Origin of the sequence: Gemmatimonas sp. UBA7669 (assembly GCF_002483225.1) — a bacterium.
Lineage (GTDB): Bacteria > Gemmatimonadota > Gemmatimonadetes > Gemmatimonadales > Gemmatimonadaceae > Gemmatimonas.
The window spans coordinates 299,224-319,070 of the sequence record NZ_DLHL01000011.1 but is presented as its reverse complement, the minus strand read 5'-3'; the positions used below and the strand labels follow the sequence as shown (position 1 = coordinate 319,070).

Sequence of the window (19,847 nt, the reverse complement as noted above, 5' to 3'; positions counted from 1 at the left end):
CGCCTCCATCCTTGGAGCCATGCGCCGCCATCGCCGAGGGCCCATCATGCAGATGGTCATGCAGACGCACGCTGGACGCGTGTGCGCATCCCCGCAGAAGCGGCGAGATACCGGCGGTTGATCGGTACCGCGCAACGGCACGGCAAACAGGCGACCTCATGCGCCGACCCATTTGCCGATGCACCGCGCTGCTGCCTCCCAAACCATCGGTGCTCTCATGTTCAATGCGCACAGGTTCCGACGTGCCACGCGCAGTCGGCGCGTCGCACTGCTGTCCGCGCTCACCGTAATGGGCAGTCAAGCGCTGCCCGCGCAACAGGTTGGCGTGTCCATTCTCCCCACGGCGCAGCGCATCCAGTGGGCGGATGCGTTCCCGCTGCGCGATGACTATCTGTACGGCGGTCGGGTGGCGCTGCGCTTCGGCAAATGGGTCGAGCTGCAGCCCTTCTACTTTCAGCGTGACGGTCTCGCCGTCGACTCGGCACGCGCCAACTCGGTGTTCGGTCCGCTCGCGACCGGCCGTTCGGTTGATGTAAAGCACTACGGCAGCACCGTGCAGTTCAATCTCGGTGATGCCGCATTCGTACCCTTCGCCCGCGTTGGCGCCGGCGTGCTACGCTTCGAACCCGATTCCGCTGCCCGGCAGGATCGCATCACGGTGAGTGCCGGCGGTGGCGTGCGATTCGGATTCGCCGGACTCAATGCGGAGATCTATGCGGAGCAGATGGGCTTCCGCATGAATCCACGCACGTTGTTCGGACCCGATACCAGCACTGACGCCAGTCTCACCACGCTGCGCAACCTCGTATACGGCGCCGCGGTGACCATTCCGCTCAGCACCATGCGGGAAGACGAAGTCAACACCGGTGGGTTGAGCGGCTCCAGTGCACCGATCGAACCGTTCGTGGGTCGACTGCGCTATGACGGCGGCCATCGCTTGCCGAACCTCGAGGTGGCCGGTGTGCGCGCTGGTATCGATTTCTCCCAGGTCTTTGGCATCCGTGGCTTCTACTGGCGCGGGGTGAACGACGACCGTGACGGACCAGCACCTGTGGCCGGCTACGGTGGCGAGGCCCAGTTCACGCTCTCCACGGGCGCTGGCCTCTCGCCATATCTGGTGGTGGGCGCAGGACAGATCGACTACAAGGACAACTTCGCGGATTCCTTGGGGTTGTCCCGTGCCGACAAGACCGCGTTCATCCTCGGCGGTGGCGCAAGCTTTCGGCTGACCGATCGCATCCGGGTGAACGGAGCCATCCGCGACTACATCATGACGCTCGATGACGATCTGGACGAGGTGGCCAGCACCGGCGACCTCACGCACAACACCATGCTGACGGCCGGCTTCACCATCAGCCTGGGTGGGCGTTCGCTCCCGGACAAGGATGAACGTGTTGTCGCGTCGACACGCAATCGGTCCACCATGCCGCGCGCACAGCCGCCGCGTGCTCTTCCCGCCACCCGTGACTCATTGCAGGCCACGCGTGACAGTCTGCGTGCGATGCGCGACTCGAGCGCGCGGAACGATCGCATGGCTCCCATGCGTCGCATGGATGCCGAGGGGCGCTGGATCACCGTGCCCGTCCCCGTGCAGGGCGAAGTCATTCTGCGCTACGGCTATCCGCCGCGCCGTGATGGTCGGGACAGCATCATGGAACGTCGAATGGACTCCATGCAGATGCGTCAGGATTCGGTGATGCGGCCCCAGGTCACACCGCCTGGTCCGGATATCACCGCAGAACTTCGCGAGATCGAACGACGTCTTTCAGCCCGCATCGACGCGTTGCAGCGAGCAGTACCGGCAGCCGTGCCGGCTCCGGTGACGCCTGCCGTCCCGCCTGCGGCCGCGCCTCCAGTGGTCCTGTTGCCAGCCGCTACGACACCTGAGCGGGACAACACGCCGGTGTTCCAACGCCTTCAGCAAACACGCGCCAGTGACCTGCGTCCCTACATCGGACTTGCCTTCGATGACGGAGATGGGCAGTTCGTGATCGGTTCACGTGCCGATCTTGGCCCGGTACGCCGCAACAGCGGCTGGCACTTCATGCCGGAGTTGGCGGTGGGCATCGGCGGAGGGGATGTCTCGCTGCTGGCCTTCGCGAACGCGCAGTATGAACTCGCCGCGCTCGGCGGCATGCGCAGTGTGCGACCCTACCTCACGCTTGGTGGCGGCATCTATTCACCCACCGTCCTCGGCCTCAACACCGCGGTGGGTTCCAGTTTTCCAGTGCGCAGCACCTCCCGCAGTCCGCTCTTGGTGAACGTGGAAGTGCAAGGCATCAACCTCTTCAACAGCACGCGCCTTCTGGTGGGCGTGCGACGCGGTCGCTGAGGACAGACGATTTGGCGGGGCTACCCGGGTTAGATTACGGGTATCCCCGCTTGGCACAGGGGCGACAGATGTACTGCCTCGTGCCGTTGGTATCGTCTCATCGTGTTCTTCAACACGTCGGACTTCCGTTTCTGGCGCCTGTCGCGCCGAACCATGGTCGGTGAGGATATGCTCGCCGGTCCCATCCGCGGCGAACTCCTCGGCCCGGAGCATCTGGCGGAACGCGCCCGCGATCTGGCGACCGGTCAACAGATTGCCGATCGGCCGCGCGCGACACACGCCCCGCTGCTGGCTCGACTGGAGGACACGCGGCGACTGCTGGCGATGGCCTACGGCAGTCTGCTGGCACACAACGATGCGCAGCGAGACACGCCGAGCGATGCGCGCAATGACGTGGGACCGGCTGGTGAATGGCTGCTCGACAACTACCATGTCATCGAAGAGCACATTCACGAAGTGCGTGCGAGTCTGCCGCGTCGCTACTATCGGGAGTTGCCGGAACTGGCGACCGGTCCCCTGGCCGACTATCCGCGCGTGTACGAGCTGGCCATTACGCTCATCTCGCACAGCGAAGGGCGCATCGACGAGGCAAACCTCGAGAACTTTCTCTCGGCCTTCCAGGATGGCGCCGGACTGACGCTTGGCGAGTTGTGGGCCGTACCCGCCATGTTGCGGCTGGGATTGATCGAGAATGTGCGTCGCATGAGTCTGCGAACCACGCAGCGACTGGCGGAGGTGGCGCGGGCTGACGAAGCGGCCGCTCACATCACCATCGCTGCCGCCGAGGGGCGAGCCGCGATGGAACTCGCACTCGAACGCTTCACGGCCGATCCGCCGGCACTCACCGACACGTTCGTTGCGCGCTTCCTGCACCGCCTGCGCATCGAGGGCGGCGCACTGCCCGCGGTTGTCCGGCTGCAACACTGGATTGCCGAAGAGGCGCTGAGCGCAGAGGACGCCACCGCGCGCGCCACGCAGCGTCTGGCGCTCACCCAGGTCGTGATGGCCAACAGCATCACCAGCCTGCGTGTCGTCGGCCGTCTCGACTGGCGTCTTCTGGTGGAGCGGCAGAGTCGGGTGGACGCCGTATTGCGTGCCGATCACGAGAACGCGTATGGCCGGATGACATTCGAGTCGCGTGACGCCTATCGGCATGTGGTGGAGCGCGTGGCCAGACAGAGCGGTTGGAGTGAGACCGATGTGGCGGCCGAAGTGTTGCGGCGTGCCCGTAACGGAGACGGACGTCAGGGCCATGTAGGCTACTGGCTGGTGGATGATGGCCTCCTCGAACTCGAGCACCACACCGGCTGTCGGGTGAGCACGTGGGACGCGATCCGACGATGGATTCTCCGTCACCCGAACGTGGTGTTCGTGGGTGGCGTGCTGGCAGCTACTGGTGTGGCGCTGACGCTGGTGCTGTGGATGGCGGGGCCGGAGGCACGTCGCGCCTGGCCCTTCGTGCTGTTGCTGGCGCTGCTGCCGGCCAGCGACATCGCTGTGCACGTGGTCAATCGCCTGCTCAGTGCCATGCTGCCGCCGCGACGCCTGCCCAAACTCGATCTGCTCACGCACGGAGTGCCCGCGGCATGCCGGACGGCAGTTGTCATGCCCACGCTGTTCGACTCGGTCGAGCAGGTACAGGACATCCTGTCGAACCTCGAGGTGCAGTACCTCGCCAATCGGCAGCCGCATCTGCACTTCGCCGTGTTGAGCGACTTCACTGATGCCGCCACCGAACACACGCCGGCCGATGCCGACATCCTCCGTGCAGCGGTGGACGGTGTGAGCGCCCTCAATGTGCGATATGCGGCCGAGGTCGACGACGCCTTTCATCTCATACATCGACCGCGCCGCTGGAACGCCGCCGAGGGCGTCTGGATGGGCTGGGAACGCAAGCGGGGCAAGCTGGAGGAGTTCAACCGCTTCGTGCTCAGCGGTGCGCGAGACGGTTTCACGGTCATGGTGGGCGATTCAGCTGTACTACGCCATGTGCGCTACGTCATCACGCTCGACGCCGACACCGTGCTACCGCCGGAGGCCGCGCCATTGCTCGTGGGAGCGATGGCCCATCCGCTCAACCGCGCGGTGTATGACGCCGACCGCGGCCGGGTGGTGAAGGGTCACGGCATCCTGCAGCCGCGTGTCGGCGTGTCGTTGCCCAGCGCGCACCGCTCGCGCTTCGCAGCCATTCATTCGGGCGAGCCGGGGGTGGACCCCTACACCACGGCCGTGTCGGATGTGTACCAGGACCTCTTTGATGAGGGCAGTTTCACCGGCAAGGGCATCTACGACGTGGCGGTGTTCGAGCGTGCCACGCGCGGTCGCTTTCCCGAGAACACTCTCCTCTCGCACGATCTCATCGAGGGCAACTACGCGCGCGCCGGCCTGGTGACCGATGTCGTGGTCTACGACGACTATCCCAGTCGGTATGCGACCTATGCCCGACGCAAGCATCGCTGGATTCGCGGCGACTGGCAGCTGCTGCCGTGGCTCACACGCACGGTGCCAGGTCCCGACGGTCCCGAACGCAATCGGCTCTCCCTGGTGTCGCGCTGGAAGATTCTCGACAACCTGCGGCGCAGTCTCGTGGAACTGGGGCAGCTGGCCTTCCTGCTTGGTGGTTTGCTGCTGGTACCCGGGTCGTCACTGCGCTGGGCCACGCTGGCGTTGGCGGCGGTGGCGGCACCCTGGATCATGTCGCTGCTCTTTGCGCTCGTACGCCCACCATGGGGCAAGTCCTGGCGCGCCTACTACGCGGCTGTCGCGCGCGATGCCCGCGCCAGCGCGCAGCAGGTGTTGCTCACGCTGGTGCTGCTGCCGCATCAAGCCTGGTTGTCGGCCGATGCCATTGCCCGGACGCTCTGGCGGGTCTTCGTTTCGCATCGCCATCTGCTCGAATGGCAATCGGCCTCGGAAAGTGAGCGCGTCGTCGACGCGAAGCCGGTGCCGGCGCGGCGCGGCCTCGCTGCGCGGGTGCTGGCTCTGCTCGACGCGCCTGGCACCTCACGCGATCGTCCGCTCAGCGCGCACGGACGCGAGCGTGCCCTGCAGTATGCCCGCATGCACTGGGCTTTCTTCGAACACTTCGTGAGCGCCGAGACGCATTGGCTGGTGCCGGACAACATGCAGGACGATCCGGAACAGGTGGTGGCCATGCGCACCTCCCCCACCAACATGGGGCTGCATCTGCTGGCCATTGTCAGCGCGCAGGATCTCGGCTTCATCACACGCGAAGACATGACCGGTCGACTGGAGCGCACCATGGCGACCATGGCGCGTCTTCAGCGTCAACGCGGTCACTACCTGAACTGGTACGATCTGCGTGATCTCTCGGTGCTGGAGCCGGCCTACATCTCCACCGTGGACAGCGGCAACCTCGCCGGCCATCTGCTGGCGTTGCGTCAGGCCTGTCTCGGCATGGCCCGTGAAGCCGACGTGGATGAGGCGCTGCGCGAGCGTTTGCTGGTCCTGGCCGACTTCGCACGCGATGACGTGACGGCGATGGAGTTCGACTTCCTCTTCGACGCGAGGCTGCGCCTTTTCGCCATCGGTGCCGCCGCCGACACGGGGGTGCTTGATGCGTCGCACTATGATCTGCTGGCTTCGGAGGCGCGTCTGGCAAGCTTCGTGGCCATTGCCAAGCATGACGCGCCGGTGGAGCACTGGTTCCGGTTGGGTCGCCGTCTCACCTGGACGGCTGGCGCTCCGGCCCTGGCGTCGTGGACGGGCAGCATGTTCGAGTATCTCATGCCGCTGCTGGTCATGCGTGCGCTGCCGGGCACCGTGCTCGCGCAGACCTACGAGGGCGCGCTCATCCGCCAGATGGCCGATGGCAGAACCCGTGGCGTTCCCTGGGGCATGAGTGAGAGTGCCCACAACGTGCGCGATCGTCATCGCACGTATCAGTATCGTGCATTCGGCGTGCCGGATCTCGCACTCAAGCGGGGACTGGATCGCGATCTGGTGGTGGCGCCGTACGCGTCGGTGCTGGCCATGATGCTCGATCCCACTGAGGCCCTGGAAAATCTGACCCGTCTGGAGACGCTGGGAGCCCTCGGGCCCTACGGGTTTCGCGACGCGGTGGACTACACGCGGCCAGCCGCCGGACAACGCCACGCGGTCGTGCACAACTACATGGCGCACCATATCGGCATGAGCCTTGTCGCGTTCACCAACGTGCTGCGGGACTCGGTGTGGCAGCAACGTTTCCATGACGACCCGCTGATGCGTTCGGTGGAGTTTCTGCTGCACGAGCGCGTGCCGCGTGAAGTGGTAGTGCAGACGCCGCGGGCGTCACGGCCTGATGACGGGCTGCCGGCGGCGGACCTCGACCGTCCGGTGGTGCGCGAATTCGACTCCCCCGATACCGCCACCCCTCATCTGGCCATTCTCGGACATCAGCCCTACACCGTCATGCTCACGACCAGCGGTGCGGGATACAGTCATCACGACGGCCTCGCGGTCAACCGCTGGCAGGCAGACGGGACGCGGGATGTCAGTGGCCAGTTCTGTTATGTGAAAGATCTGACCACCGATCGCACGTGGTCCACGGCACACCAGCCGGTGTGTGCGCCCGCCGATCGCTGGCATGCGTGGTTTGCCACCGATCGGGTGACCTTCGAGCGACGAGACGGGGCCATCGACACACGGACGGAGATTGCGGTGGTGCCGCAGGACGCGGCTGAGGTGCGGCGCATCACGCTCACCAACACCGGCCGCAGTCCGCGCGAAGTGGAACTCACGAGTTACGGCGAAGTGGTACTGGCTTCGGCTGACGCCGATCGCGCGCACCCGGCCTTCGGCAACCTGTTCGTGGAGACCGCGTGGCATGCGTGGTGCGGAGCCATCACGGCCACCCGTCGCCCGCGCTCCGCGCTGGAGCCGCCACGGTGGTTTGTACATGTGGTGGCAACGGACCGCGAGCGTGTGGGGGACGTCAGCTGTGAAACCGATCGCGCCCGATTCCTTGGGCGCGGCCGCTCCACGCGGAATCCACTCGCGCTCGAGGTGGACGGCCCCCTCTCCGGCACGACCGGCGCGGTGCTTGATCCCATCTTTGCGCTGCGCACGCGCCTGCGCCTCGAACCCGGGCAGGTGGCCTCGGTGGCCTACACCAGTCTGGTGGGCGATAGCCGCGAGCGCGCCTTTGCCTTGGCCGACCGCTATCGCGATCCGCACGCAGCGCAGCGCGCGCTCGATCTGGCGTGGATCTCGAGTCAGGTGGAGCTGCGCGAACTGGGCCTCACGCCCGCCGATGCCGCAGTGTTCCAGGAGCTCGGCAGTGCGATGCTGTTCGGGCATCCCGTGCTGCGCGCCTCGCAGGCCGACCTGCGTCGCAATCGGGGTTCGCAGTCGCTCTTGTGGAGTGCGGGCGTGTCGGGTGACCGCGCCATTTTGCTGGCCACTATCGACAGCGCGGATGGACTGCCCACGCTGCGCGAACTGCTGGCCGCCCATCGGTTCCTGCATCGGCGTGGCCTGCTGATCGATCTCGTCATTCTCGATGAACGGGCGCCCAGTTATCTGCAGGACCTCGCAGATCGCATCGCCGCCGCGGCACATGCGGTGAGTGACTCCGGGTTGCTGGAGCGTCCAGGCGGGGTGTTCGTGCGTCGTCGAGACCTGCTCAGCGCCGACACGCTACTCATGTTGCGCACCACCGCGCGCCTGCAGTTGTCGTGCGATGGGCGCGCACTCAGCCGCATCCTCGCGGCGGCGGCCCCGCCTACATCGGCGTCCACTGCCGTCACGGTGATTCCGCGCGCGCTTGGCGTGCGCGCACCCACGCCCCGTCCATCGCCGGCGCGCGGCAACGCGCCGCCCGATGCGTCGGTCCTTCCACACCAATCCTTCCCCAACGGATTCGGCGCCCTGACATCGACCGGCGCCTTTGCCATCCAGGTGCACGGGGATACGCTGCCACCGGCTCCGTGGGCCAACGTGGTGGCCAATCCGCAGGGCGGATTCCTGGTCACCGAGCGTGGAGGTGGCTGCACCTGGGCCGGCAACAGCTACTTCTATCGGCTCACACCCTGGCACAATGACCCGGTGAGCGATCCGCCGGGGGAAGTGGTGTATCTGCGGGATGAGGTCTCGGGTGCGGTCTGGAGCCCCACCCCCGCCCCCATGCGCTCGTCCGCGCCCTACAACGTGCAGCACGATACCGGGTGCACCACCTTCGATCATGTACGCGACGGTGTGGCCACGCAGTACACGCTTGGCATGATCGACGACACCGCCGTGAAAGTGGGCCGACTGCTCGTGACCAACATCACCGATCGGCCGCGGCGCCTTACGCTGACCACGTACGTGGAGTGGGTGCTGGGTGTGCAGCGTGAACAGACGCAGCACCAGGTGCACACGGCCTTTGATCGCGCCAGCGGTGCGGTGCTGGCACGCAACACCTTCGATCCGGAGTTTGCCAAGTGGACGGCGTTTCACGCCATCAGCGAACCGGTCATCGAGCATACTGGCAGCCGGCGCGAGTTTCTGGGCCGTCATGGTACCGTGGAGGCGCCGGGTATCCTGGCCAATGGCTTGCCGCTGGCCGGTCAGACTGGCGCCGGTCTCGATCCCTGCGCCGCTCTGCGTTGCGTGCTGGAGCTGGCACCCGGCGAATCGCGGGAAGTGATGCTGCTGTTGGGCGCTGCGCCCAGTGAGGCTGAGGCCCTCGCATTGCTGACGCGCTTTCGTGCCGTGGAGCCGGCGCGGGCGGCGCTCGATACCTCGGTCACGCAGTGGCGGGAACGCCTCGGGGCGTTGGTGGTGCAGACGCCGGAGCCCAGCTTCGACGTGATGCTGAACCAGTGGAGTTTGTATCAGACCGTGAGTTGTCGGCTGTGGGCGCGCTCCGCGCTCTACCAGAGCAGTGGTGCCTACGGCTTCCGCGATCAGTTGCAGGACGTCATGGCGCTGGTGTACACGGAGCCGGCACTGGCGCGTGCGCACATTCTGCGCAGTGCCGCGCGTCAGTTTGTGGAAGGCGACGTGCAGCACTGGTGGCATCCGCAGAGTGGTCGCGGCGTGCGCACCCGCTTCTCGGACGACCTCGTGTGGCTGCCCTATGTGGTGGACCACTATGTGCGGACCACCGGCGATGCGAGTGTGCTGGAGGTCGAGGTGCCCTATCTCACCATGCGCCGCCTGCAACCCGACGAACACGAGATCTACGATCTGCCGTCAGTGAGTGACGACGTGGGATCGCTGGCAGATCACTGTCACCGGGCCTTGCAGCATGCCTGTACCACCGGAGTTCATGGTCTGCCGCTCATGGGCGGTGGAGACTGGAACGACGGCATGAACCGCGTGGGCGTGGAGGGGCGCGGGGAAAGCGTATGGCTGGCGTGGCTGCTCATCGCCACGCTGCGGGCCTTCGCGGAGCGCAGCACGGCCGAGCGTGCCGCGACATACCGGGCGCAGGCCGAGGCCTATCGGGTTGCCGTGGAAACGCACGGGTGGGACGGAGCCTGGTATCGACGGGCGTACTTCGACGATGGTACACCACTGGGTTCAAGTGGCAATGCGGAGTGCCGCATCGATGCCATCGCGCAGAGCTGGAGCGTGATATCGGGCGCGGGAAGGCCAGAGCGTCAGGCCATGGCCATGGAGGCACTGGAGGAGCATCTGGTGCGCGAGGCGCAGCGCATGATTCTGCTGCTCACCCCGCCCTTTGATGTGTCCACACACGACCCCGGATACATCAAGGGCTATCTGCCGGGCGTACGAGAGAACGGCGCCCAGTACACGCATGCCGCGTGGTGGGCGGTGCTGGCCACCGCACTACAGGGACGCGGCGAGCGGGCCTTCGAGCTCTTTCAGATGATCAATCCGCTGTCGCACGCGCGCACACCGGCAGAGGTGGCGGTGTACAAGGTGGAACCCTACGTGGTGGCTGCCGATGTGTACACCGCTGCCGGCCAGGAAGGGCGCGGCGGATGGACCTGGTATACAGGCTCCGCGAGCTGGATGTATCGCGTGGGCCTCGAGGGCATCCTTGGCTTTGATCGGCATGGCGACCTTCTGCGCATTCGGCCCCTCGCACCGCCGACCTGGAGCACCTACACGCTGACCTATCGCGTGGGGCGCAGCACCTGGCTGATCACCGTGCACCACGACGGGATCAGTGCGCGCGAAGAGGGATGCGTCACGGTGGATGGCGTCGATCTGGCCGGACCGTGGATCCCGCTGGTGGACGACGCGGCGCAGCACGTCGTGGAGGTGTGGCATAGTCCGCGGCGCGCCGCCTCACGGCTTACGTGAGTGTGTTGCACACCGGCCGCCGCACGAGATGCGCGGCGGCCGGGAGACGACATCAGGGGAAGATGCCCATATCCACGTAGCTCTGCGCCACCTTGTCGATGGCGTTCACCATGGCGGCGGTTCGCAGCGTGACTTCCGGCTTGCCAATACGCCGGTGAACCTCGACGAGCTGGCGGTAGGCCACGATCATGGACTCCGCCAGACCAGAGGCCACGAGATCCTGCTCGTCTGCGCCCTCCGTGAGCGCCAACGCTTCCGCCTCGGTAAACGTGGTACCGGTCTTGCCCTCGATGGCGCGCAGCAACTTGCGCAACGTTTCTTCCTCGTGGCGCTTCTGCATGCGGCCGAAGCGTACGTGCGACAGGTTCTTGAGCCACTCGAAGTACGACACGATCACGCCGCCGGCGTTGAGCCATACGTCGGGCAGTACAAGCACGCCGCGCTCGGCGAACACGGCCTCGGCCTCGGGTGTGGTGGGGCCGTTGGCGGCTTCGGCGATGATCTTGGCCTGAATACGCGGCGCGTTCTCGCCGGTGAGCTGATGCTCGAGGGCCGCAGGCACGAGGATGTCACAAGGCAGCTCGAGGGCCGCCATGGAATCGGCCATGTCGGTGGCGCCGGGGAAGCCCAGCAGCTTGCCGTGTTCCTTGCGCCACGCATCGAGGGCCACGATGTCGAGTCCCTGCTCATTGGCCACGGCGCCGTTGTATTCGGCTACCGCCACCACCTTGGCGCCAGCTTCGTGCAGGAAGCGCGCGGCCCAATATCCCACGTTACCGAGGCCCTGCACGATGACCCGCTTGCCCTCGAGACCGCGGCTGAGGCCGAGCTTCTTCATGGCCTCGCCATCGTCACAGGCTTCACGCAGTCCGTAGAACACCCCGCGGCCGGTGGCTTCGGTGCGGCCACGAATACCGCCCTGTGCCAGCGGCTTGGCCGTTACGCAGGCAATGGCGTCGAGCTCACCATTGGCGAGTGAGGCGTAAGTATCGGCAATCCACGCCATCTCCTTGGACGAGGTGCCATAGTCGGGCGCCGGCACGTCGATGCCGGGGCCGATGAAGCGCTTGCGGACCAGCTCGAAGGTGTAGCGGCGCGTGATGCGCTCGAGTTCCGCCTCGGAGTACTGACGACGGTCGATCTTGACGCCACCCTTGGCGCCACCAAAGGGCACATCCACGATGGCGCACTTGTACGTCATGAGCGCGGCAAGCGCCTGGACTTCGTCGTCGGTGACGTTGGGCGCGTAGCGAATGCCGCCCTTGGTGGGCGACTTGTGCTGCGAGTGTTCGGCGCGCCAGCCCTGAATGACTTCGATGCTGCCGTTGTCGCGGCGGATAGGGAAGCTGACAAAATAGACGGCGTTGCAGGCGCGGATCTGTGCCAGCAGCGTGGGGTCGTGTTGGGTATGCGAGGCCGCGCGGTCAAACGCGTCGTTGACCTGGGCCAGAAAGCTCGTGGACATGGGTCGAGAGCAGAGGTGGGAACAGCAAAACGTCCCTGAAACTTAGCGCATCCGTGCGCGCGATGCCGCCATCTCAGCGTATCAGCAGGTCCACGCGCCGATTGCGTGCCTTGTTGGCGGGCGTGTCGTTGGGCGCCACTGGCCGGCGTTCACCATGTCCACGAACGCGCAGCACACTGCGCTCGACGCCGGCGGCGGCCAGCGCATCGCGCACCGCGGAGGCACGCGCCAGCGACAGGGCGTCGTTGGCTGCATTGTCGCCATCGCTGTCCGTGTGGCCCTCGATCAGCACGCGCGTGGCCCGGCGTTCCCGAATGATCGCCGCCGCGTTGGCGATGGCACCGTTGGCTTCGGCCTTGAGCGTACTGGAAGCGACATCGAACAACACGGCCGCATCGAGTGCGAGGCGCAGCGCCGAACCTACCGCTGCCACGGCGTCGATGTCAGCGCCCGAGTGCCGGCCGCCGCAGGTTCGGCTTCGGTTGGTGAGCCGCACATAGCGATACGCTTCATCGGGGTCAATGACACCGCTGAGTTCCAGCTCTGCGCGTGCGCCTTCGACGCGCCCCACCTCGAGCCACGTTCGCCCGTCTACCGAGACCGCCAGTTCCGTGGCTTCGACGGCAGGTCCCACTTCAAAGACGTACAGATCGGGACCGTCCACGTCGACGAGGGCGTTGTCGTCGAAACGCAGCACCAGCACGCCATCGCAGCCCAGCGAGAGAAAGCCGGGCGCTGTGGTGCGCGTGTAATCCGGTTCACCGAGCGCGAAACGGGGCTGCGCCCAATCCCCTTCTGAGGGTCGGGCTCCCGGCGCGAAGGACACCACGGAGTCGGCGAAAGATGCCGCGCCCTGGGGCAGGCAAATGGCGCGCCGCCCCTGACCATACACCTTGCCACTGCAGGCGGGCGCCGCACGGGATTGCGCGAGCAGCGCGTTGGGCGTCACCACGCCGACGAACGCCGCCGCGACGGTGGTGAATACGGCGCACAAAGCCACACGCCACTGGGTGTGCATGCGAATGCCTCCGTTGTGTGGGGGACAGCGCCCGTGCGGACGCGCGTTGTCACCCTACTATGTCCCCGATGTCCGCGCCCTGGCAAGCAACACGCATGTCACTGGCGCAGCCGCGCGGCGGCAGCGATGATTGACGCCGTCTCCTGCCACAGTGAACTGACCGATGCGATACGCGTTACCCACCGTTGTCTTTGCATCCCTCGCAAGCCTCCTCATCGGCGCATCAACGGCCAAGGCCCAGCGACTCCGTCCACGTGATGTTGATACGCTGCCAAGTCGCACACCCGACGCGGTGGTGTCGTATGGCACGGATTCTCTCCAGGTGGGTGAACTGCGTCTACCCAAAGGCCAGGGGCCGTTCCCGCTGGTCGTGGTCATTCACGGTGGGTGCTGGACGCGCGGCTTTGCGACCCGACGCAATACTGCGGCCGTGGCCAGCGCGCTGGTCGATGACGGCATGGCCACATGGAACGTGGAGTATCGGCAGGCTGGTGATCCGGGTGGTGGCTGGCCCAACAGTTATCGCGACATCGCGTCGGCGGTGGATCATGCGCGCACGCTGGCCACGCGCTATCCGATCGACACCAGCCACGTGGTGGTCATCGGACACTCGGCCGGTGCTCATCTCGCACTCTGGGCTGCGGCACGTCATACGCTGCCGGCCAGCAGTGTGGTACGGGGCGACAATCCCCTACGCGTGCATGCGGCCGTGGCCATTGATGGGCCGGGTGATCTGGCCGGTCTGGTTGGTCGTGATGCAGAGATCTGCGGCAGGCCGGTGATCGCGCCGTTCATGGGAGGAACGCCGAGCGAAGTCTCTGCACGCTACGCGGAGGGCTCACCGCTCGCACGTCTGCCGTTTGGTGCGGCGCAGTATCTCGTAAGTGCGACGGTGCTCACCGCCGACGAAGCCAAGGCCTACCAGTCGGCGGCGCAACGTGCGGGTGACCGGGTCACGCTGCTCGATGCACCGGAGGGCGGACACTTCGGTGTGATTGCCCCGGGCACACGGTTCTGGCCGCCGGTCGCGGCGTTCATTCGGCAGGCAGTGGGTCTGCACCGCTGACCAAAGGGCACCTCATCACGGCACGCAGTTGCGAAGCCTACTTTGACGTGAGGCCCTGCACCAGCGCGCCGAGTGCGATGCCCGCGATCGCGTACAGCAGTTCCCAGCTGCCGGCGCCGAGTCCCGCAATGGCGGGGCCGGGACATACGCCGCAGATGCCCCAACCGATGCCGAAGATGGCGGCGCCGATGATGGTCTGCCGATCCATGATGGACTCGTGCTGTCCGAACACACCACCGAGCAGTGGTGTCGTGCGCAGGCGCGGCAGCATGCGATAGGCCACGAAGGTGACCAGCACGGCGCCGCCAAGCACCAGCATCAGGCCAAAGTCCTGCAGCGTGAGAAAGTCGAGCACCACACGCGGCTGAATCATGGTGGAGAGTGACAGGCCAAACCCGAACAGCACTCCCGCCACCGTGGCGGCAAGCAACTGGCCACGCGCGCGTACGGGAACGCGCGAGGTGCTGGTGGCCTGTCCGGTCGTGAACGACGTGGTGCTCATGCCGAAGCCACGCGTGAAAGCAGGTTCGCGGTCACGATGGCCGTGAGCATGAATGTGCACACGGCCAGCAGTGACGGTCGGTTGAGTGAGGCCAGTCCACAGATGCCATGCCCCGAGGTGCAACCGCGCGAGAGGCGGGCGCCGTAGCCCACCAGGACACCGCCAATCAGCAGCCGCAGTGGCGAGAGTTCGACAGCGACACGGGCGCCGCCGCCCAGCAGGAACCACCACAGCGCCGCACCAAGTATCAGGCCACCCGCGTACGCCAGCCGCCACTGCCTACTGTTCACGAGGCGCGGCTGCTGGAAGAACGGCGTGCGCAGAATCCACGACCATGTGGACGAGTAGACGCTGCTCATGCCACCGATGAGACCGGTGATCGCGAAGAGCAGCGAAACACCGCTGCCGATGAGCAGGCCGCCGATGAGATAGTGCTGCCAGCCGTTGGGAAAGAATGCCATGCCTTCAGTATGGCCCCGACGCACGCGCTGGGGCTACCAGGCGATGCCCAACTGCAGGCCGTCGCGACCGCGGCTCTTGCCACGCGAAACCTCCACGCGCGACAAGGCACTGAGGGCGAGCGGAATGGGCGGGCCGTTCGGACGCGATACGGTCAGCGAGTCGCCGCTGCGCGACCGCACAACCCCCTGCAGGCCACCCGCGACATCGCTTCCGCGCACCCGGACCCGCGTGCCGGGCTGCAGCTCGGCGAGTTGCGCTGCGAGGGGCCGTGCCGGCATGGACGTAAGCAGCATGGTCAACGCCACAAGGAGCGCCGAGGCGTGGTGCAAGCGATTCCTCCGTGAGAAGAGCCGTGGTGAGAACGTGCGTGGGATGCCATACTATGGCAACCGATCGTGTGTCACCGTCCTTTCAACATTCCATGCCCCGAACGCAGGTCAGGCTGTTGGTTGTGTCCGTTGCATTCTGCGGCAGCGCGTGCATCGCTGATGCGGATCGCCGAGCACCGGTGGCGGATACAACGCGCACGGTGTCCGGTTCTTCCAGTCCGTGGCCGATCGCCGTGACCGATTCGCTGTTGCGCTTCGGCGAGGAGGACCAGCGTGGGCGTGACGCGTTGGTGAAGGCGGTGGAAGCGCAGGATACCGCAGTCCTGTTCGCCTCGTTGCGTGCAGACAGTGTCCGCAGTCGTTGGCTGAAGGACCAGGTCGCCCGGCTCGGATGGCCACCGACCGTTGCAGGTTCGGATTCCGCGGCACAAGCGGCCTGGCTCATCCTGCAGCACAGTCCCGACACCGCATGGCAAGCGGGCATGTTGCCGGAGCTCGAACGCCTGGCCTCAACTGGCGCACTGCCGCCGGATGATGTGGCGATGCTGGCTGACCGGGTGATGGTCAAACGTGGTGCCCCGCAGCGCTACGCGACGCAGTTCACGCTGCTGGACGGGAAGTTGGTGCCCGAACCCATCGGCGACACGACAGGCCTCGACGCACGACGCGCCGCCGTGGGGCTACCGCCCATGACCGACTACGTGCGACGCATGCAGGAACAGTTCAAGGTGCCAGTGGTGTGGCCGCCGCCACGCTGAGGCGACGGCGGCCCGCTCCGTTCAATACAGCCGCACGCGCTGCGCCAGCGCCATGCTGCCGTCCTTCATGCAGCGGAAGTAGGCGCCAAACACCGGATCACGTGGCGCCTGGGCCATGATGGCCTGCACCGTTTCCTGATTGCGCCAGAACACGAGGTCGGCCCATTGACCGCCTTCGAGCCGAACGAGCTCGCGGTGCACGAAGCCGGGATGATGGCGCAGCACCTCCTCGTGCAAGCGATCGGAGGCGGAAAGCAGTTCGGCTTCGCTCACGCCATCCGCAAGGCGGAACGGAGCCCACTCCACCACCACGTTGGCGTCAAGAAAGGCAGCGGGCAGCGAAGACATCGGGACAGGGGATGCGGCAGTCATGGCGGAATCCTCCGGTACGCGGGATGAACTACAGTCGATGAATCCGCAGAATGCCACCAAATATGCCGAAGTATGTCATATTTGATTCATGCCCACGATTCGCACACAGAGCCGCGGCGACCGCTGTGAGTAGATCGCCCGCGAACTGCGGGATCGACCTGGCATCACCGCCGAGATGCTGGCCGAGGAGTTCGGTGTAAGCCCGCGCAGTATCTTTCGCGATCTGGACCGCCTCCGCGATCGCGGCTATCCCGTCGAGTCGTCGCGCGGGCGCGGAGGCGGCCTGCGTCTGCGCGGCAACTGGGGTCTGGGCATGGTGCAGCTGCGGCGCGAAGAGGCGCTATGCGCCCTGCTGGCGCTGGCCGTGGCCGAGCGTCTCGGTCTCCCGATGTTCGGCCACGAGACGGCACGGGCAAGGCGCAAGCTGGCGGACGTGTTTCCGGCGAGCGAGCGCCGAAGACTTGCTCCGCTCCGCGAGCGTATCCTGCTGGGCAGTCCGGCCTCGCCGTCGGTACGCGCCTCGTACATCACGCCCGATGGGCCCGCGATGCGCAGCCTGCAGGCCGCCTTTGTCGACGAGCGAGTCGTGACGGCCACCTACACGCGAGACGACGGCACCACCACCAGACGACGGCTGGAACCGCACGCGCTGCTCATCTGCTGGCCGGTGTGGTATGTGCTGGCTCATGACCACCTGCGACAGGAGCCGCGCACCTTCAGGCTGGACCGATTCGAACGCGTGGACGTTGAGACGCAGCAATTCCGTTCACGTCCCCAGGACATCGGCCTCGACGTACTGGCACGCCACGGCGTCCGTGTTGAACCGGTGTAAGGCGCCGCACCAACACACGCGCGTCTATCGACTCAGCACCCGTCCCGCCATGGCCACACCACTCAGCCACGCGGCCTCGGCGTCGCGTGCCGTGTTCATCGGACCCCACGCAAAGTCGCCCCCCACGCCAAGGGCGTCCTCCGACGAGAAGAGGCAACTCGCCGTGATGCCACGCTCGACGCGCGCATAGCGCCATCGATGGGCCACCGCGTGCACCACGTTGCCCGCAATCTGCAGCCGATCCCGGAGTGCCTCGCTCATCTGCGACGCCACCGTGGACGCGTCGGCTTCCAAATGCTCGCGGCTCCACGTTGCCGACGCCTGCACCACCCAGGCCTCATCGGATGAGCGGCCCGGTCGGACGTTCTGACGCCATCCGCGGCTGAGCATGGCATGCTTCTCCTCAGGCAACGCCCCGTTGTGCAGCGCGTCGGTGATACGCACAGGCGGCGGGCCGTCAAAGACGATCATGCTGCTCCAGCAGGGACTCATCTCCACGTCATGCAGGGCCTGCTGCAGTTGCTCAACGCCACCGCCGGACGACGCCACAGTATTCAGCAGCGTTCTGGCCTGCGGCGCCGGAACGGCCAGCACCAGCACGTCAGCTTCATGGGCCACACCCGTGGTATCGCGAACAATCCACTGCATGCGAGACCGCTCGATCGACGCGGCCTGCACGCCGGTGTGTACGGTCAAACCACGCGCCAGATGCCGTGCGAGTCCGCTCATGCCGTCGCGTCCAACCCAGTGCGTACCCAGTCGCGACAACACCGCGTCGTGCTCCCAGGACTCAGCATGGCGGGCCAGTCGCGCATCCTGCCAGGCGATGCCGGGTGCGCCATGATCGAACTTCCACTGCCCCTCACGGCGTGTGCTGGTGCGACCACCCACGCCACGACTCTTGTCGAGGAGCGTAACGGGCAGGCCATGATCGTGCAGCGTGCGCGCGCAGGCCAATCCGGCGAGTCCCGCGCCAACGACCAGCACTCGAGGCACACGCTCGCTGCGCGGCCGGGTTACATGCCGCTGATAGCGCGCCAGATCAAGGCGCTTGAGGTGCTCCGACGTCGGGCGCGGACGCACCGTGCCCAGGATGCGCACCGGCGGAGTGAACGGTCTGTCGAACTGGCCCAGGCACCAGAGCAGGCCTCCGTACGATGCCGGATCACGGCCATCGAGCGCATAGCGGTGATTGAGATCGACCAGGCGATCGAGCGCCTGCTCGGCGTTGTCCGACCAGAGTGGGATGGCCTTGCCCCAGGTCATGCGCACGTTGTTGTGCAACTCGCCGTGCCGCAGCAGTGAAGTCTGGGTGGCATCCCAGAGCGCATCGCCGGACTGCGCGCGCGCGAGTGCTTCCCATGAGAGCACCGTGCGCGAGTCGCGCTCGTGTTTGGCCAGTGTCTCGCGCGCCCATACCGGCACGGCCTCAATGGTGGTGGGTGAGGGATGCCAGTAGCAGAAGGCGTAGGCCAGCTCACGCCACACCAGCAGTTCATCCAGATACTTGGCGGGCCCGTCGCCAACAAGCGTGGTGCACTCACGCGCCAGACGAAGCGGCGACACCATGCCATAGTGCAGGTAGGCCGACATGCGGCTCACACCTTCGATGGTGGCGTCATTGCGCTTGGCGGCATAGCGCGCGAGGCCACCGCTTTGCTTGAACGTCTCCCAGCGCGCATAGCCGGCGGCGGTGCCGCCTTCCGTGTGCGGCACCGGACCCACGCCATGATCGATCTCGCACTGCGCCACCAGTTCGGCGATGTCGGCGTCCACAAAGCGCACCGGCGTGAACGGCAGGTCGCGCGGCGTGAACGGCGGGGTATGCGGCGCCACATCGCGCCAGGGTCGCCCCACACGTTCGTCGCGCAGGTGCGCGGTGGCATCGCGAAAGGCAAAGGCACGCGTGTGCGCGGTGCCCACCAGCGGCATGGGCACCACGCAGGCCGTGTCCACACTCCACACGGGGCAGGGCGCGTCGTCGGCCAGTCCCTCGGTCAACCAGTCGAGCGGCGGGACCGGCATGGTTTCCGTCACCAGCAGCGCTGCGCGCGTGAGCAGGGTCTTGAGCGCCTTCTGCCGGTGTCCGGGCCGCTCGAGATGAAACGCATAGCCGATGCCGCGCGCCGCGCATTCGGCTTCCACATCACGCGCGCCTTCGAGAATGAAGGTATGGTGCCGGTCGGAGGCGTAGGGATAGCGCTCCGACAGCGCGTGATACACGAACACCGGTAGACCGAGACGCCGGCCCGCGTCCAGGGCGACGTCGAGTGCAGGGTTCTCGTGGGCGCGTACGGCGGTGCGCATCCAGTACAGCACATACTCGGCCTGTGCATTGGCCGGCTGATGCGCCGAGTACGCGGTGATGCGCTCGGCCAGATGTTCGGAGAAGTCGTCGGGTCGGATCACGGTGGACAACGCGCGGTGCCTCAGGCGAGTGCCCTGTCCCGGA

12 protein-coding genes are annotated in these 19,847 nt (G+C 66.3%); 5 read left to right on the top strand and 7 right to left on the bottom strand.

Annotated elements, in window-relative coordinates; genetic code table 11:
* Window positions 1-217 precede the first annotated feature (217 nt).
* Together B2747_RS03720 and B2747_RS03715 are read left to right on the top strand one after the other, a co-directional pair.
* Window positions 218-2,332 carry an outer membrane protein gene (locus B2747_RS03720; protein WP_291157009.1) on the top strand — a complete coding sequence of 705 codons (2,115 nt, stop codon included), beginning with the start codon at window positions 218-220 and terminating at the stop codon, window positions 2,330-2,332.
* A 102-nt stretch (window positions 2,333-2,434) separates the two neighbouring features.
* Window positions 2,435-10,591, top strand: coding sequence for a GH36-type glycosyl hydrolase domain-containing protein (locus B2747_RS03715; RefSeq protein ID WP_291157008.1), 8,157 nt, complete (start codon window positions 2,435-2,437; stop codon window positions 10,589-10,591).
* Between the two features lie 52 nt (window positions 10,592-10,643).
* On the opposite strand, the gene B2747_RS03710 is transcribed toward B2747_RS03715, so the two are convergent.
* The gene (locus tag B2747_RS03710) at window positions 10,644-12,056 is read right to left on the bottom strand and encodes a Glu/Leu/Phe/Val family dehydrogenase (protein ID WP_291157006.1); all 1,413 of its coding nucleotides are present in this window, start codon (window positions 12,054-12,056) and stop codon (window positions 10,644-10,646) included.
* Window positions 12,057-12,129: 73 nt separating this feature from the next.
* Entirely contained in the window at window positions 12,130-13,074 is a 945-nt protein-coding gene (locus tag B2747_RS03705; RefSeq protein WP_291157004.1) for an OmpA family protein, read from the bottom strand.
* A 163-nt stretch (window positions 13,075-13,237) separates the two neighbouring features.
* Between B2747_RS03705 and B2747_RS03700 the strand changes: the two genes are divergently transcribed.
* Window positions 13,238-14,140 (top strand): alpha/beta hydrolase family protein, encoded by a 903-nt coding sequence (locus tag B2747_RS03700; protein ID WP_291157002.1) that lies wholly within the window; start codon window positions 13,238-13,240, stop codon window positions 14,138-14,140.
* A 37-nt stretch (window positions 14,141-14,177) separates the two neighbouring features.
* Here B2747_RS03700 and B2747_RS03695 read toward each other — a convergent pair whose 3' ends face one another.
* The 3 genes from B2747_RS03695 to B2747_RS03685 all read right to left on the bottom strand — a co-directional run bounded on the left by B2747_RS03695 (window position 14,178) and on the right by B2747_RS03685 (window position 15,433).
* The gene (locus tag B2747_RS03695; protein ID WP_414652174.1) at window positions 14,178-14,513 is read right to left on the bottom strand and encodes a DUF6691 family protein; all 336 of its coding nucleotides are present in this window, start codon (window positions 14,511-14,513) and stop codon (window positions 14,178-14,180) included.
* A gap of 125 nt (window positions 14,514-14,638) precedes the next feature.
* On the bottom strand, window positions 14,639-15,103 hold the full coding sequence (locus B2747_RS03690; RefSeq protein ID WP_291156998.1) for a YeeE/YedE family protein: 465 nt from the start codon (window positions 15,101-15,103) through the stop codon (window positions 14,639-14,641).
* Window positions 15,104-15,136: 33 nt separating this feature from the next.
* Window positions 15,137-15,433: a hypothetical protein gene (locus B2747_RS03685; RefSeq protein ID WP_291156997.1), complete on the bottom strand. Its 297-nt coding sequence runs from the start codon at window positions 15,431-15,433 to the stop codon at window positions 15,137-15,139.
* Between the two features lie 200 nt (window positions 15,434-15,633).
* Here B2747_RS03685 and B2747_RS03680 point away from each other — a divergent pair, with 200 nt between their 5' ends.
* On the top strand, window positions 15,634-16,191 hold the full coding sequence (locus tag B2747_RS03680) for a DUF6624 domain-containing protein (protein WP_291156996.1): 558 nt from the start codon (window positions 15,634-15,636) through the stop codon (window positions 16,189-16,191).
* Between the two features lie 21 nt (window positions 16,192-16,212).
* Here B2747_RS03680 and B2747_RS03675 read toward each other — a convergent pair whose 3' ends face one another.
* The gene (locus B2747_RS03675; protein ID WP_291156995.1) at window positions 16,213-16,563 is read right to left on the bottom strand and encodes a hypothetical protein; all 351 of its coding nucleotides are present in this window, start codon (window positions 16,561-16,563) and stop codon (window positions 16,213-16,215) included.
* A gap of 133 nt (window positions 16,564-16,696) precedes the next feature.
* Between B2747_RS03675 and B2747_RS03670 the strand changes: the two genes are divergently transcribed.
* Complete coding sequence (locus B2747_RS03670) at window positions 16,697-17,395, top strand: helix-turn-helix transcriptional regulator (protein ID WP_343125859.1); 699 nt, start codon at window positions 16,697-16,699, stop codon at window positions 17,393-17,395.
* Between the two features lie 24 nt (window positions 17,396-17,419).
* Here the strand turns inward: B2747_RS03670 and B2747_RS03665 are convergent, their stop codons facing one another.
* On the bottom strand, window positions 17,420-19,804 hold the full coding sequence (locus B2747_RS03665; RefSeq protein ID WP_291157254.1) for an FAD-dependent oxidoreductase: 2,385 nt from the start codon (window positions 19,802-19,804) through the stop codon (window positions 17,420-17,422).
* Window positions 19,805-19,847 lie beyond the last annotated feature (43 nt).